Origin of the sequence: Mucilaginibacter sp. UYCu711 (assembly GCF_050433825.1) — a bacterium.
In the GTDB taxonomy this organism is placed as follows: domain Bacteria; phylum Bacteroidota; class Bacteroidia; order Sphingobacteriales; family Sphingobacteriaceae; genus Mucilaginibacter.
In genome coordinates, this window is record NZ_JBNPWM010000003.1 from 60,792 (window position 1) to 80,690 (window position 19,899).

General features: G+C 41.1%; 24 protein-coding genes. 7 read left to right on the plus strand and 17 right to left on the minus strand.

Annotated features, from left to right (window positions below):
* Positions 1-59: 59 nt before the first annotated feature.
* Positions 60-776 (minus strand): hypothetical protein, encoded by a 717-nt coding sequence (locus tag ABIB50_RS07515; protein WP_429378587.1) that lies wholly within the window; start codon positions 774-776, stop codon positions 60-62.
* 56 nt (positions 777-832) lie between these two features.
* Here ABIB50_RS07515 and ABIB50_RS07520 point away from each other — a divergent pair, with 56 nt between their 5' ends.
* Genes ABIB50_RS07520 through ABIB50_RS07530 form a run of 3 tightly spaced genes read left to right on the plus strand, consistent with a single transcriptional unit; the run spans position 833 to position 3,659 of the window.
* Positions 833-1,546: an SAM-dependent methyltransferase gene (locus tag ABIB50_RS07520; protein ID WP_429378589.1), complete on the plus strand. Its 714-nt coding sequence runs from the start codon at positions 833-835 to the stop codon at positions 1,544-1,546.
* A complete protein-coding gene (locus ABIB50_RS07525) occupies positions 1,547-3,154 on the plus strand; it encodes an FAD-dependent monooxygenase (protein WP_429378591.1) in 1,608 nt (535 codons plus the stop codon).
* Complete coding sequence (locus ABIB50_RS07530; RefSeq protein WP_429378593.1) at positions 3,147-3,659, plus strand: GtrA family protein; 513 nt, start codon at positions 3,147-3,149, stop codon at positions 3,657-3,659. Before ABIB50_RS07525 ends, ABIB50_RS07530 begins: the two co-directional genes overlap by 8 nt.
* Positions 3,660-4,078: 419 nt before the next feature.
* On the opposite strand, the gene ABIB50_RS07535 is transcribed toward ABIB50_RS07530, so the two are convergent.
* The 6 genes from ABIB50_RS07535 to ABIB50_RS07560 all read right to left on the minus strand — a co-directional run bounded on the left by ABIB50_RS07535 (position 4,079) and on the right by ABIB50_RS07560 (position 7,337).
* Positions 4,079-4,678, minus strand: coding sequence for a tRNA-(ms[2]io[6]A)-hydroxylase (locus ABIB50_RS07535; RefSeq protein WP_429378595.1), 600 nt, complete (start codon positions 4,676-4,678; stop codon positions 4,079-4,081).
* Positions 4,679-4,694: 16 nt separating this feature from the next.
* Complete coding sequence (locus ABIB50_RS07540; RefSeq protein WP_429378597.1) at positions 4,695-4,865, minus strand: type II toxin-antitoxin system RelE/ParE family toxin; 171 nt, start codon at positions 4,863-4,865, stop codon at positions 4,695-4,697.
* 134 nt (positions 4,866-4,999) lie between these two features.
* A complete protein-coding gene (locus ABIB50_RS07545; protein WP_429378598.1) occupies positions 5,000-5,176 on the minus strand; it encodes a hypothetical protein in 177 nt (58 codons plus the stop codon).
* A gap of 25 nt (positions 5,177-5,201) precedes the next feature.
* Complete coding sequence (nadD, locus tag ABIB50_RS07550) at positions 5,202-5,774, minus strand: nicotinate (nicotinamide) nucleotide adenylyltransferase (protein WP_429378600.1); 573 nt, start codon at positions 5,772-5,774, stop codon at positions 5,202-5,204.
* 46 nt (positions 5,775-5,820) lie between these two features.
* Positions 5,821-6,390: a guanylate kinase gene (gmk, locus tag ABIB50_RS07555; RefSeq protein ID WP_429378602.1), complete on the minus strand. Its 570-nt coding sequence runs from the start codon at positions 6,388-6,390 to the stop codon at positions 5,821-5,823.
* 68 nt (positions 6,391-6,458) lie between these two features.
* Positions 6,459-7,337, minus strand: coding sequence for a YicC/YloC family endoribonuclease (locus ABIB50_RS07560; protein ID WP_429378604.1), 879 nt, complete (start codon positions 7,335-7,337; stop codon positions 6,459-6,461).
* A 195-nt stretch (positions 7,338-7,532) separates the two neighbouring features.
* Here ABIB50_RS07560 and ABIB50_RS07565 point away from each other — a divergent pair, with 195 nt between their 5' ends.
* Positions 7,533-8,228, plus strand: coding sequence for a hypothetical protein (locus ABIB50_RS07565; protein ID WP_429378606.1), 696 nt, complete (start codon positions 7,533-7,535; stop codon positions 8,226-8,228).
* 2 nt (positions 8,229-8,230) lie between these two features.
* Here the strand turns inward: ABIB50_RS07565 and rnc are convergent, their stop codons facing one another.
* The 3 genes from rnc to ABIB50_RS07580 are packed head-to-tail and all read right to left on the minus strand — an operon-like array spanning position 8,231 to position 10,473.
* A complete protein-coding gene (rnc, locus tag ABIB50_RS07570; RefSeq protein WP_429378607.1) occupies positions 8,231-8,956 on the minus strand; it encodes a ribonuclease III in 726 nt (241 codons plus the stop codon).
* A 6-nt stretch (positions 8,957-8,962) separates the two neighbouring features.
* Complete coding sequence (gene fabF, locus ABIB50_RS07575; RefSeq protein WP_429378609.1) at positions 8,963-10,216, minus strand: beta-ketoacyl-ACP synthase II; 1,254 nt, start codon at positions 10,214-10,216, stop codon at positions 8,963-8,965.
* A gap of 20 nt (positions 10,217-10,236) precedes the next feature.
* Positions 10,237-10,473, minus strand: a complete 237-nt coding sequence (locus ABIB50_RS07580; protein ID WP_031266521.1) for an acyl carrier protein — start codon at positions 10,471-10,473, stop codon at positions 10,237-10,239.
* A 151-nt stretch (positions 10,474-10,624) separates the two neighbouring features.
* Between ABIB50_RS07580 and ABIB50_RS07585 the strand changes: the two genes are divergently transcribed.
* The 3 genes from ABIB50_RS07585 (at position 10,625) to ABIB50_RS07595 (ending at position 14,188) form a co-directional block, all read left to right on the plus strand.
* On the plus strand, positions 10,625-11,044 hold the full coding sequence (locus ABIB50_RS07585) for an IPExxxVDY family protein (RefSeq protein WP_429378611.1): 420 nt from the start codon (positions 10,625-10,627) through the stop codon (positions 11,042-11,044).
* A 65-nt stretch (positions 11,045-11,109) separates the two neighbouring features.
* A complete protein-coding gene (pyk, locus tag ABIB50_RS07590; RefSeq protein WP_429378612.1) occupies positions 11,110-12,546 on the plus strand; it encodes a pyruvate kinase in 1,437 nt (478 codons plus the stop codon).
* A gap of 379 nt (positions 12,547-12,925) precedes the next feature.
* Complete coding sequence (locus ABIB50_RS07595) at positions 12,926-14,188, plus strand: BamA/TamA family outer membrane protein (protein WP_429378614.1); 1,263 nt, start codon at positions 12,926-12,928, stop codon at positions 14,186-14,188.
* 172 nt (positions 14,189-14,360) lie between these two features.
* Here ABIB50_RS07595 and ABIB50_RS07600 read toward each other — a convergent pair whose 3' ends face one another.
* From ABIB50_RS07600 to ABIB50_RS07630, 7 genes are all read right to left on the minus strand, one after another.
* Positions 14,361-14,798 (minus strand): SPW repeat domain-containing protein, encoded by a 438-nt coding sequence (locus tag ABIB50_RS07600; protein ID WP_429378616.1) that lies wholly within the window; start codon positions 14,796-14,798, stop codon positions 14,361-14,363.
* An 87-nt stretch (positions 14,799-14,885) separates the two neighbouring features.
* A complete protein-coding gene (locus tag ABIB50_RS07605; protein WP_429378618.1) occupies positions 14,886-15,272 on the minus strand; it encodes a hypothetical protein in 387 nt (128 codons plus the stop codon).
* Between the two features lie 44 nt (positions 15,273-15,316).
* Positions 15,317-15,811, minus strand: coding sequence for an energy transducer TonB (locus ABIB50_RS07610; protein ID WP_429378620.1), 495 nt, complete (start codon positions 15,809-15,811; stop codon positions 15,317-15,319).
* An 18-nt stretch (positions 15,812-15,829) separates the two neighbouring features.
* Positions 15,830-16,627, minus strand: a complete 798-nt coding sequence (locus ABIB50_RS07615; protein ID WP_429378621.1) for an energy transducer TonB — start codon at positions 16,625-16,627, stop codon at positions 15,830-15,832.
* A 5-nt stretch (positions 16,628-16,632) separates the two neighbouring features.
* Complete coding sequence (locus ABIB50_RS07620; RefSeq protein WP_429378622.1) at positions 16,633-17,079, minus strand: energy transducer TonB; 447 nt, start codon at positions 17,077-17,079, stop codon at positions 16,633-16,635.
* 113 nt (positions 17,080-17,192) lie between these two features.
* Entirely contained in the window at positions 17,193-19,475 is a 2,283-nt protein-coding gene (locus tag ABIB50_RS07625; protein WP_429378623.1) for a TonB family protein, read from the minus strand.
* A 2-nt stretch (positions 19,476-19,477) separates the two neighbouring features.
* Positions 19,478-19,849 (minus strand): BlaI/MecI/CopY family transcriptional regulator, encoded by a 372-nt coding sequence (locus ABIB50_RS07630; protein WP_429378624.1) that lies wholly within the window; start codon positions 19,847-19,849, stop codon positions 19,478-19,480.
* Between the last annotated feature and the right edge of the window lie 50 nt (positions 19,850-19,899).

Genomic DNA, 19,899 nt, shown 5'->3' on the forward strand with positions numbered 1-19,899 from the left:
GACGGTATACGTGTTAGTTTGGTAATATGTTTATTATTTAACTAATAAGCATTAAAACGCTACGCCGCGTCCGAGATGTATTTAACCAAACATCGTTTTGCTACCGGCAATAGGGTTTGCTCCAGCGGGAAAGTAATATTGCTATGCACATAATATACAGCAGGGTTAGGCAGGTGTTTGTTTTGTTTGATGAGATGCAGCTTTATCGCCTCGGGTGTGTTGATAATGCTGTGCTGGTAAGTATCTATCAATTGAATGTTTATACCCCGGTATTGATCATCCTTATCTTCAAAAATCGTGAAATGATATTCGTACAAATGATTAGTAGTCTCCTTACCGTTACGCAGCGAAAAGTATCCGTCATAAGGCAACAGTGGCATTATGCCAACCGGGTCGATATTTAAACAGCTCTCCACAAAATCATAGATCTCTTTACCGGTTTGTATAGCGGGGTCCATTTGATGCAGCGCATAGGCAATGATCTGTTCTATCTCGCGCATGGTGCTGTCATCTTCCACAATTTTTTGATAGGTGAGTTTTACAGCAGCGATATCAGTCTTGGTTAACCGCTGCGGGAAGGCATTTTGCAGCGTGGTTTTATTTTGCTTAAAGCAGACAAGATTATTGTAATGAAACACCAGGTCGCTTAAGTTTGGGTACAGGCGGGTTCTATCAAAATGGCGGTTTATCTCCTGCAGATAGGCTAATAGCTGGTACTTTTTGTACTCAAAATCTATCGAACCTTCAATAAACCAGTTAATGCCTAATGATTTCATAAATCTATCTCCCTTACATGCCCCTTAAATTAAACAAAAATGACCAATTTTGCAATATGCCCAACGGAACCCTGTTTTTAATACCTGTACCGCTTGCCGAAGAGGCCGCGGCCAAAACTTTTACTCCTTACCTGGTTGATACCATAAACCACATAAAGGAATACATCGTAGAGAATGAAAAAACTGCGCGTCGTTTCTTAAAAGAAGCTGGTCTTAAAACACCACAAAGCGAGCTTGTGATCCATGATTACGGCAAGCATGCACGCGGCGCAAGTATCAAGCCTTATTTTATTGGCCTGCAATCTGGCAAGGATGTAGGGTTAATGAGCGAGGCCGGTTGCCCCGGCGTAGCTGACCCGGGATCAGAGATTGTTGCCGAGGCGCATAAGCGTGGAATAAAAGTTGTTCCGTTGGTTGGGCCAAGTTCTATTTTGCTGGCGCTGATGGCATCGGGCTTTAATGGCCAGGGTTTTGCCTTCCAGGGCTATTTGCCTATTGATAAAGTGGAAAGGAGTAAACGGATAAGGGAGTTGGAAGGTCTGTCAGACCGCTTAAATCAAACCCAGATCTTTATCGAAACACCTTTCCGCAATAACCCTTTATTAGAAGAAATACTACGGACGGGACATCCAAAAACCAAGCTTTGTATTGCCAGTAATTTAACCGCGGTTGATGAGTTTGTGCAAACTAAAACCATCGCCGAATGGCAAACCCAGGTGCCCGATCTGCATAAAAAGCCAACCATTTTTATTATATCGCGTTCTGTATAAGTGTTAATTGCGCAGCAACATACCTCTGTTTTAATTGTGGGTGCCGGCCCGTCGGGGTTAATGATGGCCGCCCAGCTGTTACGGCATGGGGTGCAGCCAATTATTATCGATAGCAAGCAAGGGCCGACAGATGAATCAAAAGCGTTGGCGGTACAAGCCAGGTCGCTGGAGATCTATCGGCAAATGGGTGTGATAGATCGTATCATCGATGGTGGCAAACAGGCTGGTGGCGTAGCATTTAATTATGATGGCAAAGTGCTGGCCCAATTGTCAATGGCCAACACGGGGGAAGGGTTAACCAAGTTCCCCTTTATCCATCTGTATCAGCAAAGCAAGAACGAGCGGCTGTTGCTTGATTTCCTAACAATTAATTGCTGCCCGGTTTATTGGGATACAAACCTAATCACCGTTAAACAAGTTGGCAAACAGGTAGAAGTTCAGCTACAGTCGGGTACAGAAACAGTAAGCCTTACTGCGGATTGGCTAATAGGTGCCGACGGCGCCCACAGTATGGTACGCAAACAGTTACAAATACCTTTTAATGGTGACACCTATACAAACGAGTTTTACCTGGCGGATGTGGAGTTGGACAATCAGCAGCTAAGCGAAACAGAGGTTGGTTTATATCTGTCAAAAAATGGATTCGCGGGTTTTTTCCCGATGCCGGAGGCTCATTGCTATCGCGCGATAGGCAACTTGCCCGCGGGCATCGTAGCTACCGAGAATCTGCAACTTGAAGATATACTGCCGCATTTAAAAGAGGTTACACAAACCGAAATTAAAGTAGTTAATCTTAAATGGTTCACTACCTACCGCCTGCATCACCGCATGGCCGATAATTTTAGGAAGCAAAGCGTTTTTTTAATTGGCGATGCGGCGCATATCCATTCGCCGGTTGGGGGGCAGGGTATGAATACCGGCTTGCAGGATGCTTATAATTTGGGGTGGAAATTAGCAGGCGTTGTAAATAATCAGCTTAAAGAAAATATTTTAGACACCTATGCAGCCGAGCGCATGCCGGTGGCCAAGGATCTGCTTAACACTACCGATAAAATGTTTAAGGTAGTAATGTCAACCAGTTGGCTAACCTTATTGTTTAAGAAGTGGGTATTGCCTAAACTGCTTAAGTTTGTTTGGAGCAAGGATGGTATCCGCGAGATCTTTTTTAAACGGGTATCACAAATATTTATTAAGTACCGTCATAGTGCCATCAGTTTGCAATTAAGTAATGCTAACCAAGTTAAAGCCGGCGACCGCCTGCCTTACCTAAAAATATTTGATGAAAAGAAACAGGAAGAAACCGACCTGCACGAATGGTGCGCCAAGCCCGGTTTTACGCTTATTGTATTGGGCAAACTGCAAGAGCTGGACCTGTTTACACTGGCTAAATGGATCACCCAAAACTATCCCGCAAATCTTAATTTTTTTTATCTGCCGCCATCAGCTAAAAATTCGGAGGTATTTAAAACTTTTGAGGTTAGTAGCGAGGGTAAAAAGAAAGCGCTCATCATTCGCCCGGATATGCATATAGGGTTAATAAATGATGTGGTTGATATTGAGATGATGGATAATTATCTACATAACGTGGTGGGAGTGAAAAATGCATAATGTCCATCTATTTATCAAGAAAAGTATCCTGTTTATAATCGATCTTTTTTATCCCCTATTTAAAAGGCTATTTTCCCTGCAAACGTTTAGATACCTGGCTTGCGGCGGCGTTAATACTTTGCTTGATATAAGCATGTTTGCGGTAAGCTATCATTTAATATTCAGAAAGCATAATGTATCAATCGGGGCTGTAACTATCAGCTCACACATTGCTGCTTTATTGCTGGGGCTTTGTATCACATTGCCGATTGGCTACTATCTTAACCGGTACGTAGTTTTCCAGGAATCGGGCTTGCGACGCAGGGTGCAGCTATTTCGCTATATTTCGGTGACTTTTTTATGTATCTGCCTTAACTATACGCTGCTTAAATTATTTGTTGATTACCTGGGTTGGTATCCTACCCCATCAAAAGTGTTAAACACTGTTTTTGTGGCCGCGTTTAGCTATATAACCCAAACATATTTACTTTTCAGGAAACAGGAAACCATAAACCCCATGGGCTAACAAAAAAGCGCCCCCGATTAACCGGGGCGCTTAAATCAAAATACTCACACCTCATTTTTGATTACCTTATCGGGGTATCGTGTATATATATAATTAATAGTTATTCGTATGTATCGGCACAAAGGTGTTGGTGTATGATGATTGTATCTGCAACTAAACTACCCGGTTATCGACTAAATCGGGCGCGCGGTTTCTTTGGCCCCTCAACTAAATACACCGCAGCGAAACTAATTTCTGTAACGAGTGCCCGCTGTGCCGTCATTAGTCTTTAACCAGGTAACTGTATAACCTTTTATCTCGCTCTCAATCCTATCGCTTAAGTTTAAATTACAGGTTAAAGGTGCAGATAGCCGGCCGGCGATCTAAATTTGTATCGTTGAATGTAGTTTTTGTGTCGATAAACGTCAATACCGGTTGTTTTAGCCGTGGATAGTTTCGGCTTTACCGTAGTTTTTTACTACCTGCGCCTCAAACTCCAGGAACTCTTTCCAGCGCTTATCTACATTAATAGCAACGGCGTGCTTTTTAGCCAGGTTAATAAACATGGTATAATGAGTGGCCTCACTTATCATTAATTCATGATAAAATTCTGAGAGCTGTTTGTCATTAATATTTTCAGACAATACCTTAAAGCGTTCGCAACTGCGCGCTTCTATCATGGCTGAAAATAACAATCTGTCGATCAACTGCGCTTCTCTGCCGCCACCGACAATGATGAATTTACGCAACTCGTTTACATAATCATCCTTACGTTCTTTACCCAACACATAACCGCGCTGCAAAATAATCTCATGCACTCGTTTAAAGTGATCCATTTCCTCCTGCACCAACGCAATCATTTGCTGCACCAGGTCGCTAAGGTTTGGATTTTGAACGATAAGCGTAATGCCATTGGTAGCAGCCTTCTGCTCGCAATAGGCATGGTCTATCAATAATTCTTCAATATTGCTTTCTACCACATTCTTAACCCAAGTTGGGTCGGTAGGCAGTTGTAGTTTAAGGATTGTTTTTTCGCTCACAGGTCAAAGGTAGTGGTTAATCTTCGTCAGTAAAAGCGGGATTATTTGTTATTGAACGGGCGTTATGATGGATAGTAAGTATACTAATTTGTGTATCAGATAACACTTCATAAATGATCCTGTAATTTTGAAGAATTAGTTCACGAAAGCTGTCGTTATTTAAGTCCTCCAATTCCTTTCCTAACAATGGCTGATATTATAATTTATCAATAGCAGTCTCTATTTTCTTACGCTCAAGAGTGGCATATTTTGGAGAATCACGCTTTATATAGTTAACTATTTCTCTTAGATCATTTTTAGCAATCTTTGAGACTACTATTTTCACCACGATTCCACTTCTTTTTTTAGATCATCCCAGTCAGTTCCTTCTCCGTCAACTATTTCCTTTTGCGCTATTTCGATCTTCTGCAACAGTATTATTTTGCCTATTAAATCTTCAGTCGAAACATTCTCAGGCATATGATCAATAAGCTGGTGCACTTTATCTTTAGTAAGCATATCTTCTCCTTTTTATAAAAAAAAATTACTTATACAAACTCTTACTCTCAATAAATTTTAAAACAGGATCGGGTACAAAATATTGTACGTTCTTTTTCTCTGCGATAGATTTACGGATAAAAGTAGCTGATAACTCCATCTGCGGAGTCATGGTAATAGTTACCGCAGGGTGCGACGCCAGCTCAGCATTTTCATAACCCGGGCGCGGGTAAACATAGATTTGGTAATCGCGCAGTATCAGTTTGTAGTTCTTCCATTTAGGCAGGCTCACCAGGTTGTCAGACCCCATAATCAACGCAAACTCGTGCTGCGGGTATTTCTCCTTTAAATGGGCAAGCGTATCAATAGTATAGGATGGCTGTGGCAATTTTAATTCGACATCGCTAACTTCTATATTTTGGGCGTTATCTGTAGCCAGGCGGGCCATTTCTAACCGATCATAAGTGTTTATCAGGTCGCCATATTTTTTTAGCGGATTTTGGGGCGATACAACTAACCAAACTTTATCTAAAGTTGTATGGTTAGCCAAATAGTTGGCAATAATAAGGTGCCCAATATGGATAGGATTGAAAGAACCAAAAAGCAGTCCTATTTTCATTATTTATCAGTTAATAGTAATGTGTAGAGATATTAACCGGCAGCAACTATACAATAAAGTTCCTCACCAATTCTTCCGCCTCTTTGCATGCCGTTTGAAGATCGTGATTTTTTAGGATAATATCAAATCGCGGCGCGTAATTCAATTCTTTTTCTGCTTTGGCAAAGCGTTCTTTTAATTTATCGGCGCTATCTGTACCCCTGCCTGTTAAACGCTCCTTTAAAACGTCAAGTGATGGCGGCTGTACAAATATGGCCAATGCCTGCCCGTTATATTTACGCTTAAGGTGCAGGCCACCCTCTACATCGATGTCAAATATTACGGTTTTACCCTTTTTCCAGATGCGTTCTATTTCGGTACGCAGGGTGCCGTAAAAAGTACCAGAATAAACCTCTTCAAACTCAACAAACTGCTTCTTGGCTATCCGGTGTAAAAACTCTTCCTTAGTTATAAAGTGATAAGCTTTATCTTGTTCCTCATCACCGCGGGGCATCCTGGTGGTGGCTGATATAGAAAACTCCAGTTCAGGAAATTTAGTAAGCAGGTGCTTCACTATAGTAGTTTTACCAGCTCCAGATGGTGCAGAAAATATAACGAGTTTTCCTTGTTTGGCCATTGGGTATTAGTCATCGGTCACTGGTCATTGGGTAAATAGCCTAATGACTATTGACCAATGACCATTAACTATAATACGTTAAGTAATTGTTCTTTAATTTTTTCAAGTTCCTCTTTCATCCCCACTACCAATTTTTGGATATTGGCATCGTTGGCTTTTGAACCTAAAGTATTTATTTCGCGGCCTATCTCTTGCGATATAAAGCCAAGTTTTTTTCCATTGGCATCGGCATTTTTCAACGTCTCGATAAAGTAATCGCAATGGGTTTTTAAACGTATTTTTTCCTCCGTGATATCCAGTTTATCAATATAATAGATCAGTTCCTGCTCAAAACGATTGTTGTCTATACCCTCGCGGCCGGCAGCTTCACTTAAAAAAGTATTCAGGCGCTCACGGATAACCGGTACACGTTTAGGCTCTTCAACCTCAACCAGTTTAAGGTTTTGCAGGATGATATCTATCCGGTACTTAATATCCTGCTCTAAGGTGTTACCTTCATCACTTCTAAACTGCTGGAAAGCCGCCATAGCCTGGTTAAAGGTCTTTTCGGCAATTTTCCATTCATCTTCTGATAGCGTCTCCTCGTCGTATTTAACTACTTCGGGCAGGCCAAGTGCCAGTTGCAGCAGGTTGGTTGCAGGTTCACCTACCTCCTCGCTAACCGCTTTTAGCTGCGAGTAGTAGTTTTTTAACAATTCGGTATCAATACCAGCTGCTTTAACCGGGGCCGAGTTTGTCTGCTCTATATTAAACGATAGGTTTACCTTACCCCGCTCTATCTGCTTACTGCAATCGTTACGTAACTGGAACTCTTTCTCAGAGAATATTTTGGGCAGGCGAAGCGACAGTTCAAGAAACTTACTGTTCAGGGATTTGATCTCGACCGTATATTTTGTGTTACCTGAGTCGAAAGTTGCAATTCCATATCCTGTCATGGATTTTATCATGCGCAAAGATAGTTTTTTTAGGCTGTTTACCCAACCCGGTAGTGAAATTGACTTATATCTTAAAAAAATAGCTACAATTTAGTATATCCGCATTAATTTAAAAATTAACACTTTTTTACATTTTCCCTCGTTTACAATGTGTAATTTTGTTTGTTGATCAAGTCATTTATATATTATCGTTTCAGCGCAGCACTTATGCTGTGTTTTTGTTTAGTATCAGTTGCTTCTGCACAGCAATTATTTACTGTTAAGGGTGTCGTATTTAAAAAAAACACCCCTATAACTATTGCTTTTACCTCCATAAGCAACTTAAACCGTAAAACCGAAGTATTGAGCGATGAACTGGGCGGCTTTCGTATCCAGGCTGCCATAGGCGACTCGCTACTGTTCAAAAAATCCGAATATACCAGCCAGGTTATCGTGGTCTTAAAATTTTCAGACCAGTCTGTTTACATGCAGCCGGTAATTCATTTAGACCAGGTTACTATTAAGGACTTGAGTAAAAAACAAATGCTTAATGATGTAATGGACGATTATAAACGCAAGGGTCAATACTCATCTTTAAACCCAAGTGTGGGTTCTGTTTTAAGCTCGCCGTTAACCGGATTATATGAGCTGTTTGGTAAGGGTCCTGATCAGGCCCGCAAGTTTCAGAGGTATACCAAAGAAGAGCTGGAACGTGTAGAAGTAGCCAAACGTTATAACAAACCGCTGATTAAAAAGATCACCAATATGCCCGATGAGGACCTGGAAGATTTCATGATCAATTTCACACCTAATGTTGAGGATATCAGGATCTGGACAGATTACGATATTATCAAGTACATACAAAGATCGTACGACTATTTTAAGAATAACAGGGGCACCCTGAAATTACAAAAGCTTAATTAGTTTTAAATCCCCAAAGCTTCGCAAGCCTTTTCGGCAGCTAACTTCTCTGCATTTTTTTTGCTGAACTCTTTTCCCAAGCCCATTATTTGCCCGTCTACACTGGCCTGTACGGTAAACAGCTTGGTGTTTTCGCCATCGCCGTTATCAATCAGATCAAAAGAGATATCCTTGCTATGGCGCTGGCACCATTCTATCAGCTTGCTTTTAAAGTTGGTCTCGGTTTGTTCAAGGGTATGGATATCAATATGCGATTTGATGATATGGTTAACCAAAAAGTTCCTGGTAAAATCGTAGCCCTTATCTAAATAAACAGCGCCAACCAATGCCTCAAAGGCATCGCCTAACAATGAGCCCTGCCTGGTTGGGCCCAGTGCGCGGTTGTCATACTCTATCAATTTTTCAAAACCCAGTTTGCGCGCCAATTGGTTAAGGTTAACCCGGCTTACAATTTTTGAGCGCAGCTCGGTCAAAAAGCCCTCATCCTCATACGGATAAAGCTTAAAAAGCACCTCGGCAACAACGCTGCCCAAAACAGCATCGCCCAAAAACTCCAGGCGCTCGTTGCTGTTTTTTACGCCTTTTTTTACGCTTTGCGCTACTGATTTATGGCGAAACGCCAACCGGTATAACGACAAATTGCCCGGTACAAAACCGAGCAAATTTTTTAAAACTTTAACGTACTTTCTGTGTGGAGAGAGGTATAGTTTATATAACCGGCTAACTGGCATCCACTATTAAGCTTCGTATTTTTTAAATATTACAGAAGCATTGTGGCCGCCAAAACCAAAACCATTACTTTGTACAATGTTTATATCGCGTTTTTGAGCCTTGTTAAACGTAAAGTTTATTTTAGGGTCAAACGTCGGATCATCGGTAAAGTGGTTAATCGTTGGTGGTATGATGCCATGGTTTAAGGCTAATATAGATGCAATAGCTTCAACCGCGCCGGCAGCACCTAATAAGTGGCCCGTCATTGATTTGGTTGAGCTGATATTTATCCGGTAAATATCTTCGCCAAAAACATCCTGTATAGCCTTAATTTCCTGCGGGTCACCAATTGGAGTAGATGTTCCGTGAACGTTTACATAATCAATATCTGATGCCTGCAGGCCTGCGTCCTCAAGCGCCGAGCGCATTACCAGTGCAGCACCAAGGCCGTCCGGGTGAGGGGCAGTCATATGGTAAGCATCAGCACTCATGCCGCCGCCCATCATTTCTGCATAAATTTTAGCACCACGTGCTTTAGCGTGTTCAAGTTCCTCTAAAATAATGGTACCTGCGCCTTCACCTGCAACAAAACCGTCGCGGTCAAGATCAAACGGGCGCGATGCCGTTGCCGGATCGTCATTACGTACAGACAGCGCGTGCATCGCATTAAATCCGCCTATACCGGCCTCATTAATAATAGCTTCAGACCCACCGCTTATAAACATATTAGCTTTACCCAGGCGGATATAGTTAAAAGAGTCGATAAGCGAGTTGTTTGATGATGCACAAGCAGAAACTGTCGAGAAATTTGGACCACGCAAGCCATATTTAATGGAGATATGCCCCGGCGCTATATCGGCGATCATTTTTGGAATAAAGAACGGATTAAATCGTGGTGAACCATCGCCCTTGGCAAAGTTAACCACTTCATCTAAAAAGGTTTTTAAACCACCAATGCCTGACCCCCAGATAACACCAATGCGGCTGGTATCTAATTTCGAAAAATCTACACCTGCGTCTTTTACTGCTTCTTCGGTACTATACAAGGCGTATTGTACAAAAGGATCAAGCTTACGCGCATCCTTTCTACCCAAAAAAGCGTCTGCGTCAAAGCCTTTAACTTCGCACGCGAATTTTGTTTTGAACAGTGTTGTGTCAAAACTCTTGATCAAAGCTGCGCCACTTACTCCGTTGATCAATGAGTTCCAGTATTCTGGAACGGTATTGCCAATTGGAGTAAGTGCCCCAAGCCCGGTTACTACAACTCGTTTAAACCCCATTTAATTAAATTAAGGAGAGCTTATTTAACGTTTTTTTCAAGGTAAGCTACGGCTTGACCTACTGTGCCGATAGTCTCAGCCTGATCGTCAGGGATAGCCACATTAAATTCTTTTTCAAATTCCATGATTAGTTCCACGGTATCTAAAGAGTCAGCACCAAGGTCGTTGGTGAAGCTAGCCTCAGGTGTAACTTCAGATTCGTCAACACCCAATTTTTCTACGATTATAGCTTTTACTCTTGAAGCGATATCAGACATAGTATTATAGTTTAATGATTAATAATTTCAGTGCAAAGAAAAATAAAATCTATCAAATATCAAATCTAAAACTTTTTAGTTTAGAGGGTAACAAAATTTTAGATCAAAAGGTTTCAATTTGTATTTTTACCGGCGCAAATGTAATGATATATTGAATAGAAAATTTTTAAAATTTGAGATAGATCTGGATTTTGTGCTCATCGCAGTAACAACTTCGCTTAAAGACTATCGTATTTGTTACTTAATTAACAAATATTTAAATTTTAATTTTGTCAAAACCGATGACCTGGCTGTTGATATACACCCTGGCGCACCATCGGTATACTTCTCTTTATATGAATATAACTGGGAAGCCAGTGAAACAGATTTCTTTTTTATTGGCAATAAAGGCAGCGACGGCTATTTAATACCCGAGATGAAAAAGGCAGATTATTTTTTAATGATAAAAAATTATATTGATGATAATGACCTTGACAACCTTATTTCGGCATTAAATAAGATCCCTGAAATTGTGGCAGCAGTAAAGATTGACCCTAAAAAAATAAAATCACGCGAAAATCTCTTATTTTAGCGCCGAATTAAAAAAAGAGCACGAAGCGTTTTATATACGCTGCCCAAATATTGAACCCATAAACTATGAATATACCGTATAACCGTACTAAGATTGTCGCTACAATGGGCCCTGCCTGTTCTAAAAAAGAAACATTGTTAGCAATGATCAAAGCCGGCGTAAATGTTTGCCGCCTTAACTTTTCGCATGGAAAGCCAGAAGACCATAAAAAGTTTGTTGACCTGATAAGGGAAATAAATAACGAGCATAAAACAAACGTTGCCATGCTTGCTGATTTACAGGGCCCTAAGATCCGCATTGGTTTAGTAAAAGATGGCGGTATACACCTTAAAAACGGTACCCATATTAATATTACTACGCATGAGTGTATAGGCGATGATAACCAAATCTACATTACGTATGATACTTTCCCGCAGGATGTACAGGCCAATGAAATTATTTTATTGGACGATGGCAAGATCCAGATGCGGGTTATTGAAACCAATAAAATTGATACTGTAGTTTGCGAAATTGTACACGGCGGGATTTTAACATCACGTAAGGGCGTTAATTTACCAAATACCAAAGTGTCTATCCCAAGCTTAACCGAAGAGGACCTGGAGAACTTACAATACGCCCTTGAGTGGGATATTGACTGGATAGGCTTATCATTTGTACGTAACGCTGATGATATAACGGAGCTTAAACAAGTGATAGCACGCAGCGGCAAGGCAGCCAAAGTAGTTGCTAAAATTGAAAAGCCCGAGGCTATAGACAATATTGATGCCATTATAGCCGCTACAGACGGTGTGATGGTTGCACGTGGTGACCTGGGCGTTGAAATGCCTTTAGAGGAAGTGCCATTGCTGCAAAAAATGATAGCCAGCAAATGCCGTGCGGCATCAAAACCGGTTATTGTTGCTACCCAGATGCTGGAATCAATGATAACTACCCCGCGCCCTACACGTGCCGAGGTTAATGATGTTGCAAACTCTGTATTAGACGGCGCCGACGCGGTTATGCTTAGCGGCGAAACATCAGTTGGCGAGTTCCCGCTGATAGTTATTGAAACTATGGCTAAAATTGTACGTAACGTTGAAGAGTTGGGTTATCCATACAATTCAGACAGAGGGTCTGTATCTGACGTAAACTCTGCAGGTTATTTAAGTGACGCCGTTTGCGAGTCAGCAGTTCACCTGGCCGAGCGTACCAACGCGGTTGGTGTAGTATCTATGACTACATCAGGCTATACTGCCTTCCAGATATCAAGCTACAGGCCAAGGGCACGTACCTTTATATTTACGGCTAATCCACACCTGTTAAACGCGCTTAGCCTGGTATGGGGTGTACGCACTTTTTATTATGATAAAGTTGAAAGTACCGACCAAACTATAGCCGATGTTAACAATATGCTTAAAGCCGAGAACCTGGTAGGCACTGGCGACGTGGTAATTAATACTGCTGCTATACCTATTGTTAATCATGGTAAAACCAACATGCTTAAAGTAACTGTGATAGACTAATATCACCAATTACATACTAAAAAAGGGCTGCCCGTTATTTAACAGGCAGCCCTTTTTGTTAATATATGCCTGCGCGGCACACTAACTCTGATACCCTGGCAGCATTGCCAAAATAACAATCCCAATACAATCTTACTATCTTCATAACTTTGATTTATCGTTATCCGTTTAAATATGACTATTAAATTTACTTAAGGTTTATTTTCTATTTACAATATTATAATTAGCTTTAAAAACATGCCTTATTTATTAAAGATACAATTTGTATCTTTTTTGTTACATAAAATTTCATTTTTATTATGCTTTTATTATATTCGTTGCATTAAGCCCCTATAATAAATTGATTAAACAAGTGTGGAAGCATGCTATTACAGTGTGCATGGTACTATTAAGTACCGGGATATTATTTGCCCAGGACAAACAGGATTCGCCCGAGGTATTGCGCAGGCAAACCGATGCAAAGGAAGTTATAAGCAATTTTTTTAGCGGCAAAAAGAAAGCCGACACCACATTAAACGGTAAAACCCACTCTACATTTTCTACATTGCCATCCGCAGGTTATAACCCCAGTGTTGGTTTTTCGGTTGGTGTAACCTCAACCGGGGGCCATGTTTTTGGCAATCCAAAAACTACAACTTTCTCAGTTGTAAATGCCAATGCCTATATATCTACGCTGGGCCTTGCATCATTCGAGGCTAAGAACAATATATTTACTAATGACGATGAATATAACATACAAGGCGGCATACAGGTTGGTAAAACCGTAGCGCTTGATTATGGGGTGGGTACGGGCCACCGTGTACAGGGCGACGGAACCTTCGCGCTAAATGATCTTCCGCTGGATAATAACCCTGATGTTTTCCCCATAAAATTTTCCTACCTTAAGTTTTCTGAACGGGTGTACCGCCGTATTTTTAAGAACGTTTACGCAGGCGCGGGTTTCATTTTTAATAAATATAGTAATATCGACGATGAGCGCCAAAGCAGCAAAGGCCCCACTGGTATTAACATAAACACGCACAATTACAGGTACAGCCGGATAAATGAGTACCCAACTTCGGGCTACTCGGCAAGCGGTTTATTGTTTAACGTTGAATATAACTCAAGGGACCATATTAACCGCACTCAAAACGGCATGTATGCCGACGTTGTTTTAAGAGTAAACGAAACCTGGCTGGGCAGCGAGCACAGGGCCGTACAGCTAAAAACAGAGTTAAGAAAATACTGGGCTCTATCACAAGTAAACCCCGAGCATATGCTGGCATTTTGGTATTGGGGCACTTTTTTGCTTAACGGGTCTGTGCCTTACCTTGAATTACCCGGCACAGGCAGCGACGCGGCTAACCGCCTGGGCAGAGGTTACACTATAGGCCGTTTTAAAGGCACCTCCTTTGTTTATAGCGAAATGGAGTATCGTTTCCCCATCACAAAAAATAAGTTGTTCAGCGGCGTGGTTTTCACCAATGCCGAAACAGCAAGTAATAGCCGTACTATAAATTTAACAGAGTTTATTGAGCCGGGCGCCGGTGTGGGCCTGCGCTTGTTGTTTAACAAATATTCGCGCTCAAATCTTTGTATTGATTATGGCGTGGGTAATTATGGCTCGAAAGGGATATTCCTGGGCCTTAATGAAGTATTTTAATTTTGAGCTAAAAGCTTAAGGCTAAAAGCAGAAAGCTTTTTGACGATCAACGTATCTTTTTCGCTTTTAGCTTTGGACTTCCTGCTTTTAGCTTCTTTTAATACCCCTGTTAACGCAAAAAGCGGGTCAGTTAAAAAACTGAACCCGCTTTTGTTTTATATTATAAAAAACCTTAGTGGTTTAATCTGCCTTCGTGTGCATCAGTTGAGGTGATACCTGCCTCGGGCAAAGCGCGGTGCGGGCGGGTTAAAAACGGTGACTCGGATGCAAAGATGCCTTTAATCATTAACGCGGCGCCTAATAAGAAATGCGGCCAGAATACTTCATTGCAAAAAGCGTAGGTCCATGGCAATGCTAACAGGAATGATCCCATTAATACATCAACACAACTTTGCATTTGTATAGGGAAAACTTTAAGAAAGCTAAAACCGGTTGGGCTTTCGCTAAACATTGACATGATCAACTGCAACCATCCCATTAATAATGGCATTAATAAGGCTGCAGCAATAGTAACATGGCTAAACTTAAACAACCATGGCGATGCTAATAATAACGCTGCGATGGCATAATTTAAAACTCCGTATGCTGTTCTTGAAATGAAAGGCTTCATTGTATGTTAGTTTTGTACTTGTTTACGGCAAAATTAATAATTTATGCCTAACATTTTTGGTTAATTTAAAAAAATCCTGAAAGGTATTTACGCTGTCCTTTTAACGATTTTTGAGGCTAAAAACGCAAACAAGCCTAACACAATACCTGATATAACACCAATTATCAACCCAAAACCCGACATATACAACCGTGGATGAATACCGTTATACATGGTTGTCATATCCGCATGATTGGCCGAATAGCTATTGTAAAAAAATGCATGAGCAGCGGTTATCCAGATACAGTTAAATACACTTACCATAAAACCGTGCAGGAAATATTTGCCCGGCACTACTTTGGCAATTACATAGGCACAAAAAACAAATATCACCAGCCAAAAAGCGGGTTCAATTTTTTCGGGGATAAGTGATATGGTAGCAAATGCCATGATCAGCCCGAAGAATGACAGTTGAATAATAAGTTTCCAGTTCATGATGTTGCTGATTAATTTATAGTAAATATAAAAATTAAGATCTGCTAATTATTATGAAGCGTAAGCGGCCCGTCGTCGTTTTTTGGATCTTCAAACTTATAGGTAAACTCTATTGGTGCACCATATTGCACCCTTACCGGCTTGCCGTCTTTTATCCCCGGTTTCCATTTTGGCGATTTTTGTATCACCCTCAATGCTTCTTCTGTAGTACCGCCACCCGGGCCTTTAGTAACTTTAAAATTTGTTAACGTTCCATCTTTTTCAACAATAAACTGCATGATAACCTTACCCTGTACCTGCGTCAGCTTCATTTGTTTGGAGTACTTTATGTTCTTTGATAAAAATTTAATAAACTCCGCTGCTCCGCCTGGGAAGGTTGGTTGTTCATCAACTCTAAAATAAACACTGTCGGCGCGTATAGTATCCCTGATGCTGTGAGCACGCACATTGATTGATAACAGTAATAATACGCAAACAAATAACCCTGTTTTGGTAAACCGGATAGCAATATCTTGCTGTAAATGAGTTAATTTAAGCATATCATTTAGCTTTAATGTTTAATGATCCAAAGTAAAAATAACCGATGCGGTATACTGCGTTCTTACAAACTTATTTCCTTCCCATATACCCGCGTACCACTTAGGCGATAAAGCCATCAACCGTACAGCTTCTGCCTTCATAGCTTCCGATGGCCCGCTTAATGCCTTAAAGTTAGACAAACTTCCATTTTTTTCTACAACAAACTGCACAACAGCTTTTCCGGATATGCCTTTGTCGCGATCGTCTTTAGGGTAACGGATATGCTCGCTTATAAATTTATTAAACGCGTCCGGCCCGCCCGGGAAGCGCGGGTCGCGCGTTACCTCTGGGAAAATTTCATCACTATAGCTATCATGTAATTCACCTCTGCCAAATGCAACGGGCATAGCACACCTAACCCTCACCGCCTTACCGTCCTTAATACCCGGCTCCCATTTTTGTGAGAGGGCAATTACACGTTCTGCTTCCCTATTCAAACTATCATTAGTCCCCCTTATAGCTTTGATACCAGACAATAAACCATCTGGCTCAACTATAAACTGTACAAGAACTCGTCTCTGCTTCGGATCGTCAAAATCTTCCGCATCGCGATATTTAATGTTATTGCCAATAAACTGGAAAAGAAATTCAATACCGCCCGGAAAGGTAGGTGCCTTGTCAACTTTCGAATAAATGGTATCGCTAAGCAATGCAGGTTTGAAGGTACTGATCCTGTCATCAGCCTTACAGGTGTTTATAGCTACTATTGAAAACAACAATGCCACCAAACAATATTTAGTTAACAACCTGTAATACCGGTTAAAAGACCGACGCATATTAATTACCTGTTTAAACTAAAGTTTATGGGCACAGTATAGTAAACCCTTACCAACCTGCCGCCCTGGTAACCGGGTGTCCATTTAGGCGATAAAGAAAGCACCCTTACCGCTTCATTACCCATTGCCTCGGTTGGAGTATGTAAAATTTCAATGTTTGATAAATGGCCATCTCTTTCAACAACAAATTTGCAAATTACCCTGCCCTGGACTTTGTTTTTAGCGTCATCGGCAGGATATTTTATATTATTTCCCAGGAATACGCCAAATGCCTGTAAGCCGCCCGGAAACTGCGGCTGTACGTCAACCCGTGAAAAAATGCCTTCTTTAATGGTATCTGTAACAGACCGGCGAATTGCTGCCTTGCTGCTGTGTATAGTTGTAACAAATAAGGCGGCCAGTAAAAATAATAACGGCGCTGATGATTTTTTTAAAGTAAATTTTAAGTTCATAGATGAGGTTTATAATTTGATATAAATATAATAAATATCAGCAAATACTAATATAATCAACCAACAAAGCCCTGCAAACTATAAGTATGCAGGGCTTTGTTCATAAATTGATGTTAAGGTTTGGTAGTTGTTTTTTTGGCTTTGTAAGTTGTTATTTTTATAACCCCGTTTTTACCGGCGCTGCCGTACAGTGCTACAGCTGTCTTATCTGTAAGTACTTCCATTCCGGCTATATCTTCCTGCTTAATGTCTCTAAGCGTAAAGGTTCCGGGTTTTTTCCGCACACCATCTATTATATACAGCAGGTTTGTTCTTCTCTCGGCCGCTTTTACAATAGAATCGGCCTTTGCATGTCTTATTTTATCTTCCTTCGACTCTCCTAATTTATTCTCCTCTCCTAATTGAAAGCTTATAGGTACAGTGTAATTAACCCTTACCGCTTTACCTTCTTGCATACCGGGTGCCCATTTAGGCGATCTCATTAATACCCTTACCGCTTCTTTAGCCATTGTTTCACTTGGGCTGCGTACCGATTTAATATTTGTTAAAGTTCCATCTGCCTCTACAATAAACGAACAAATAACTCTTCCCCGCCTGCCGGCTTCACGATCTTCTTTAGGGTAATGAATAGTTTTACTTAAAAAATTTGAAAAGCCTTCCATTCCGCCCGGGAACACCGGGCCCTTAACAACCTGGCTATATACCTTATCGGCACCATCGTTGTTATCTTCTTTAGATATATTAAAGCTTATCGGCACGGTATAAGTAGTTCTCACCTTCGCATTGTCTTGAATACCGGGTGCCCATTTAGGCGATAATAATAGTACTCTTACCGCTTCTTTAGCCATGGTTTCACTCGGGCTACGCAAAGATTTAATGTTTGTTAAAGTTCCGTCTTCTTCAACAATAAATTGTGCTATAACCCTGCCTGATACGTTATTTTCACGATCTTCTTTAGGATAACGGATATTGGCTGCTAAAAATTTACCGAAAGCTTCCAAACCACCCGGGAATTGTGGCTGTTTTTCAACCCGGTTATAAATCTTGCCGTCTGGCGGCCCCGGTATGGTAAATTGGATAGGCACTGTGTAAGATACCCTTACCGCATGGCCATTTTGTACACCAGGCACCCATCTGGGCGACTTTAACAGTACCCGCACCGCTTCTGTTTTCATGCTTTCGCTTGGGCCGCGTATTGCTTTTACATCTGATAATGTACCATCATCTTCCACTACAAAGGATGCAATTACCCTCCCCTCTGTTTTGCCTTCCTTGTCGGCGGCCGGATATTTTATATTGTCGGCAAGGTAACGCCCAAATCCTGATATCCCCCCCGGGAACTGTGGTTGCTTCTCGACTTGCGAAAAAACAGGCCCCTTTTTTGGCACCGTATCTACATTAATTTCATGATCAATATTTTCAGCTATCGTTATGTATTTGTTCGCGTCTTCCACCGGTTTATTTTCCGCCGGTATTTCACTGCTATTATCCAGCATTGGCACTACATCTGCCGCAGGCGTTAATAATACCTTTTGCGTTTTTTTGTTGATAGCCGCTACTGCTTTACTGTTGTTTATAGTGGCTGATGAAAAGATCAGCATTAAAATAAATAGCGGTGCCGATAGCCCGTATTTAGCCAACGCTATGCGCTGCGACCTGTTTTTCTGTAACATCATGATGCGTTGTTTTAATAGGCTGTGATTATAAAAGGGTGTAACCAGTTTATGGGTTTCTACCTGGAAGGTTTGGCTTAGCAGCAGCATGGCATAGTCTACCTTATCGGTACCTGCCTGTATTACCTGCATGTCGGCAATATATTCATGGATATATTTTATAGCAAAGCGGTACAGGTAAACCACCGGGTTAAACCAGTTGATGATCATTACTGTTTCAATGATCATTACGTCAACCGAGTGCCATTGCCCGGCGTGCACCTGCTCATGCTCGGCTATTACTGATGATGGGGCTATGTTTTCGCCAAGGCTTATCTTCTTAAAAAAAGAATAAGCTGCTGATGGGGAAGGCTTTTCGATAGCTTTTTTCAATACCAGCAATTGCCAGCCCAAACGGATAATTAAAAATAAAGTGACTGTAATATACAAGGCATTAATTACCTGGCCCAGTGTAATACCGGTATCGGCCGCGGGTTTAACAGTAAAGTTGTAAACCTTACCTACCGGCATACTGTATATGGTTTGCTGTACCTGTTGGGTTATAAACAGGTTCTGTACCCAGTTTGCCTGTATCAACGGGATTAGGAATGACAGCAATGACGCCGCCACCAGATAAATCCGGTTAAGCTGGAAAAACGTTTCCCTGCGTAACAACAAAACATAAAAGCCGAAGAATAATACCAGGTAAAAGTTTACCAGTAATAAATAATGCCACCAGGTCATAACTATTTATTTTTAAGTTTCTCAATCAGTTTCATGATCTCGTCTGCGTCTTTCAGGTCTATCTTTTCTTTCTTCACAAAGTACGAGAACATGTGTTGTACAGAATTGTCAAAATATCCCTGCATCAATTTATCTGTAGCAAAGTTTTGGTATTGCTCCTTACTGATGATGGGATAATACTCGTGGCTTTTACCAAAAGCGTTATAGCTAACAAAGCCTTTGGCTTCCAGTATCCTTATAATGGTTGATACGGTGTTATAAGCCGGCTTGGGCTCGGGCAGGTGTTCCATCACATCTTTTACAAAGCCTTTTTCCAACTGCCAAAGTATTTGCATTAGTTGTTCTTCGGCGCGCGTTAGTTCCTTAATTTCCATGGGGTTTGTGTCTATTAAATAAGCTTGGTTAATAATCTTAAACGAAGATA

Excerpts from the sequence above, each read along its gene's own strand:
- ABIB50_RS07515 (WP_429378587.1), bottom strand. The coding sequence starts at position 776 with ATGAAATCATTAGGCATTAACTGGTTTATTGAAGGTTCGATAGATTTT.
- ABIB50_RS07520 (WP_429378589.1), top strand. The coding sequence starts at position 833 with ATGCCCAACGGAACCCTGTTTTTAATACCTGTACCGCTTGCCGAAGAG.
- ABIB50_RS07530 (WP_429378593.1), top strand. The coding sequence starts at position 3,147 with ATGCATAATGTCCATCTATTTATCAAGAAAAGTATCCTGTTTATAATC.
- ABIB50_RS07545 (WP_429378598.1), bottom strand. The coding sequence starts at position 5,176 with ATGCTTACTAAAGATAAAGTGCACCAGCTTATTGATCATATGCCTGAG.
- nadD (WP_429378600.1), bottom strand. The coding sequence starts at position 5,774 with ATGAAAATAGGACTGCTTTTTGGTTCTTTCAATCCTATCCATATTGGG.
- gmk (WP_429378602.1), bottom strand. The coding sequence starts at position 6,390 with ATGGCCAAACAAGGAAAACTCGTTATATTTTCTGCACCATCTGGAGCT.
- ABIB50_RS07560 (WP_429378604.1), bottom strand. The coding sequence starts at position 7,337 with ATGATAAAATCCATGACAGGATATGGAATTGCAACTTTCGACTCAGGT.
- ABIB50_RS07565 (WP_429378606.1), top strand. The coding sequence starts at position 7,533 with ATGCTGTGTTTTTGTTTAGTATCAGTTGCTTCTGCACAGCAATTATTT.
- rnc (WP_429378607.1), bottom strand. The coding sequence starts at position 8,956 with ATGCCAGTTAGCCGGTTATATAAACTATACCTCTCTCCACACAGAAAG.
- fabF (WP_429378609.1), bottom strand. The coding sequence starts at position 10,216 with ATGGGGTTTAAACGAGTTGTAGTAACCGGGCTTGGGGCACTTACTCCA.
- ABIB50_RS07580 (WP_031266521.1), bottom strand. The coding sequence starts at position 10,473 with ATGTCTGATATCGCTTCAAGAGTAAAAGCTATAATCGTAGAAAAATTG.
- pyk (WP_429378612.1), top strand. The coding sequence starts at position 11,110 with ATGAATATACCGTATAACCGTACTAAGATTGTCGCTACAATGGGCCCT.
- ABIB50_RS07595 (WP_429378614.1), top strand. The coding sequence starts at position 12,926 with ATGGTACTATTAAGTACCGGGATATTATTTGCCCAGGACAAACAGGAT.
- ABIB50_RS07600 (WP_429378616.1), bottom strand. The coding sequence starts at position 14,798 with ATGAAGCCTTTCATTTCAAGAACAGCATACGGAGTTTTAAATTATGCC.
- ABIB50_RS07605 (WP_429378618.1), bottom strand. The coding sequence starts at position 15,272 with ATGAACTGGAAACTTATTATTCAACTGTCATTCTTCGGGCTGATCATG.
- ABIB50_RS07610 (WP_429378620.1), bottom strand. The coding sequence starts at position 15,811 with ATGCTTAAATTAACTCATTTACAGCAAGATATTGCTATCCGGTTTACC.
- ABIB50_RS07615 (WP_429378621.1), bottom strand. The coding sequence starts at position 16,627 with ATGCGTCGGTCTTTTAACCGGTATTACAGGTTGTTAACTAAATATTGT.
- ABIB50_RS07620 (WP_429378622.1), bottom strand. The coding sequence starts at position 17,079 with ATGAACTTAAAATTTACTTTAAAAAAATCATCAGCGCCGTTATTATTT.
- ABIB50_RS07625 (WP_429378623.1), bottom strand. The coding sequence starts at position 19,475 with ATGACCTGGTGGCATTATTTATTACTGGTAAACTTTTACCTGGTATTA.
- ABIB50_RS07630 (WP_429378624.1), bottom strand. The coding sequence starts at position 19,849 with ATGGAAATTAAGGAACTAACGCGCGCCGAAGAACAACTAATGCAAATA.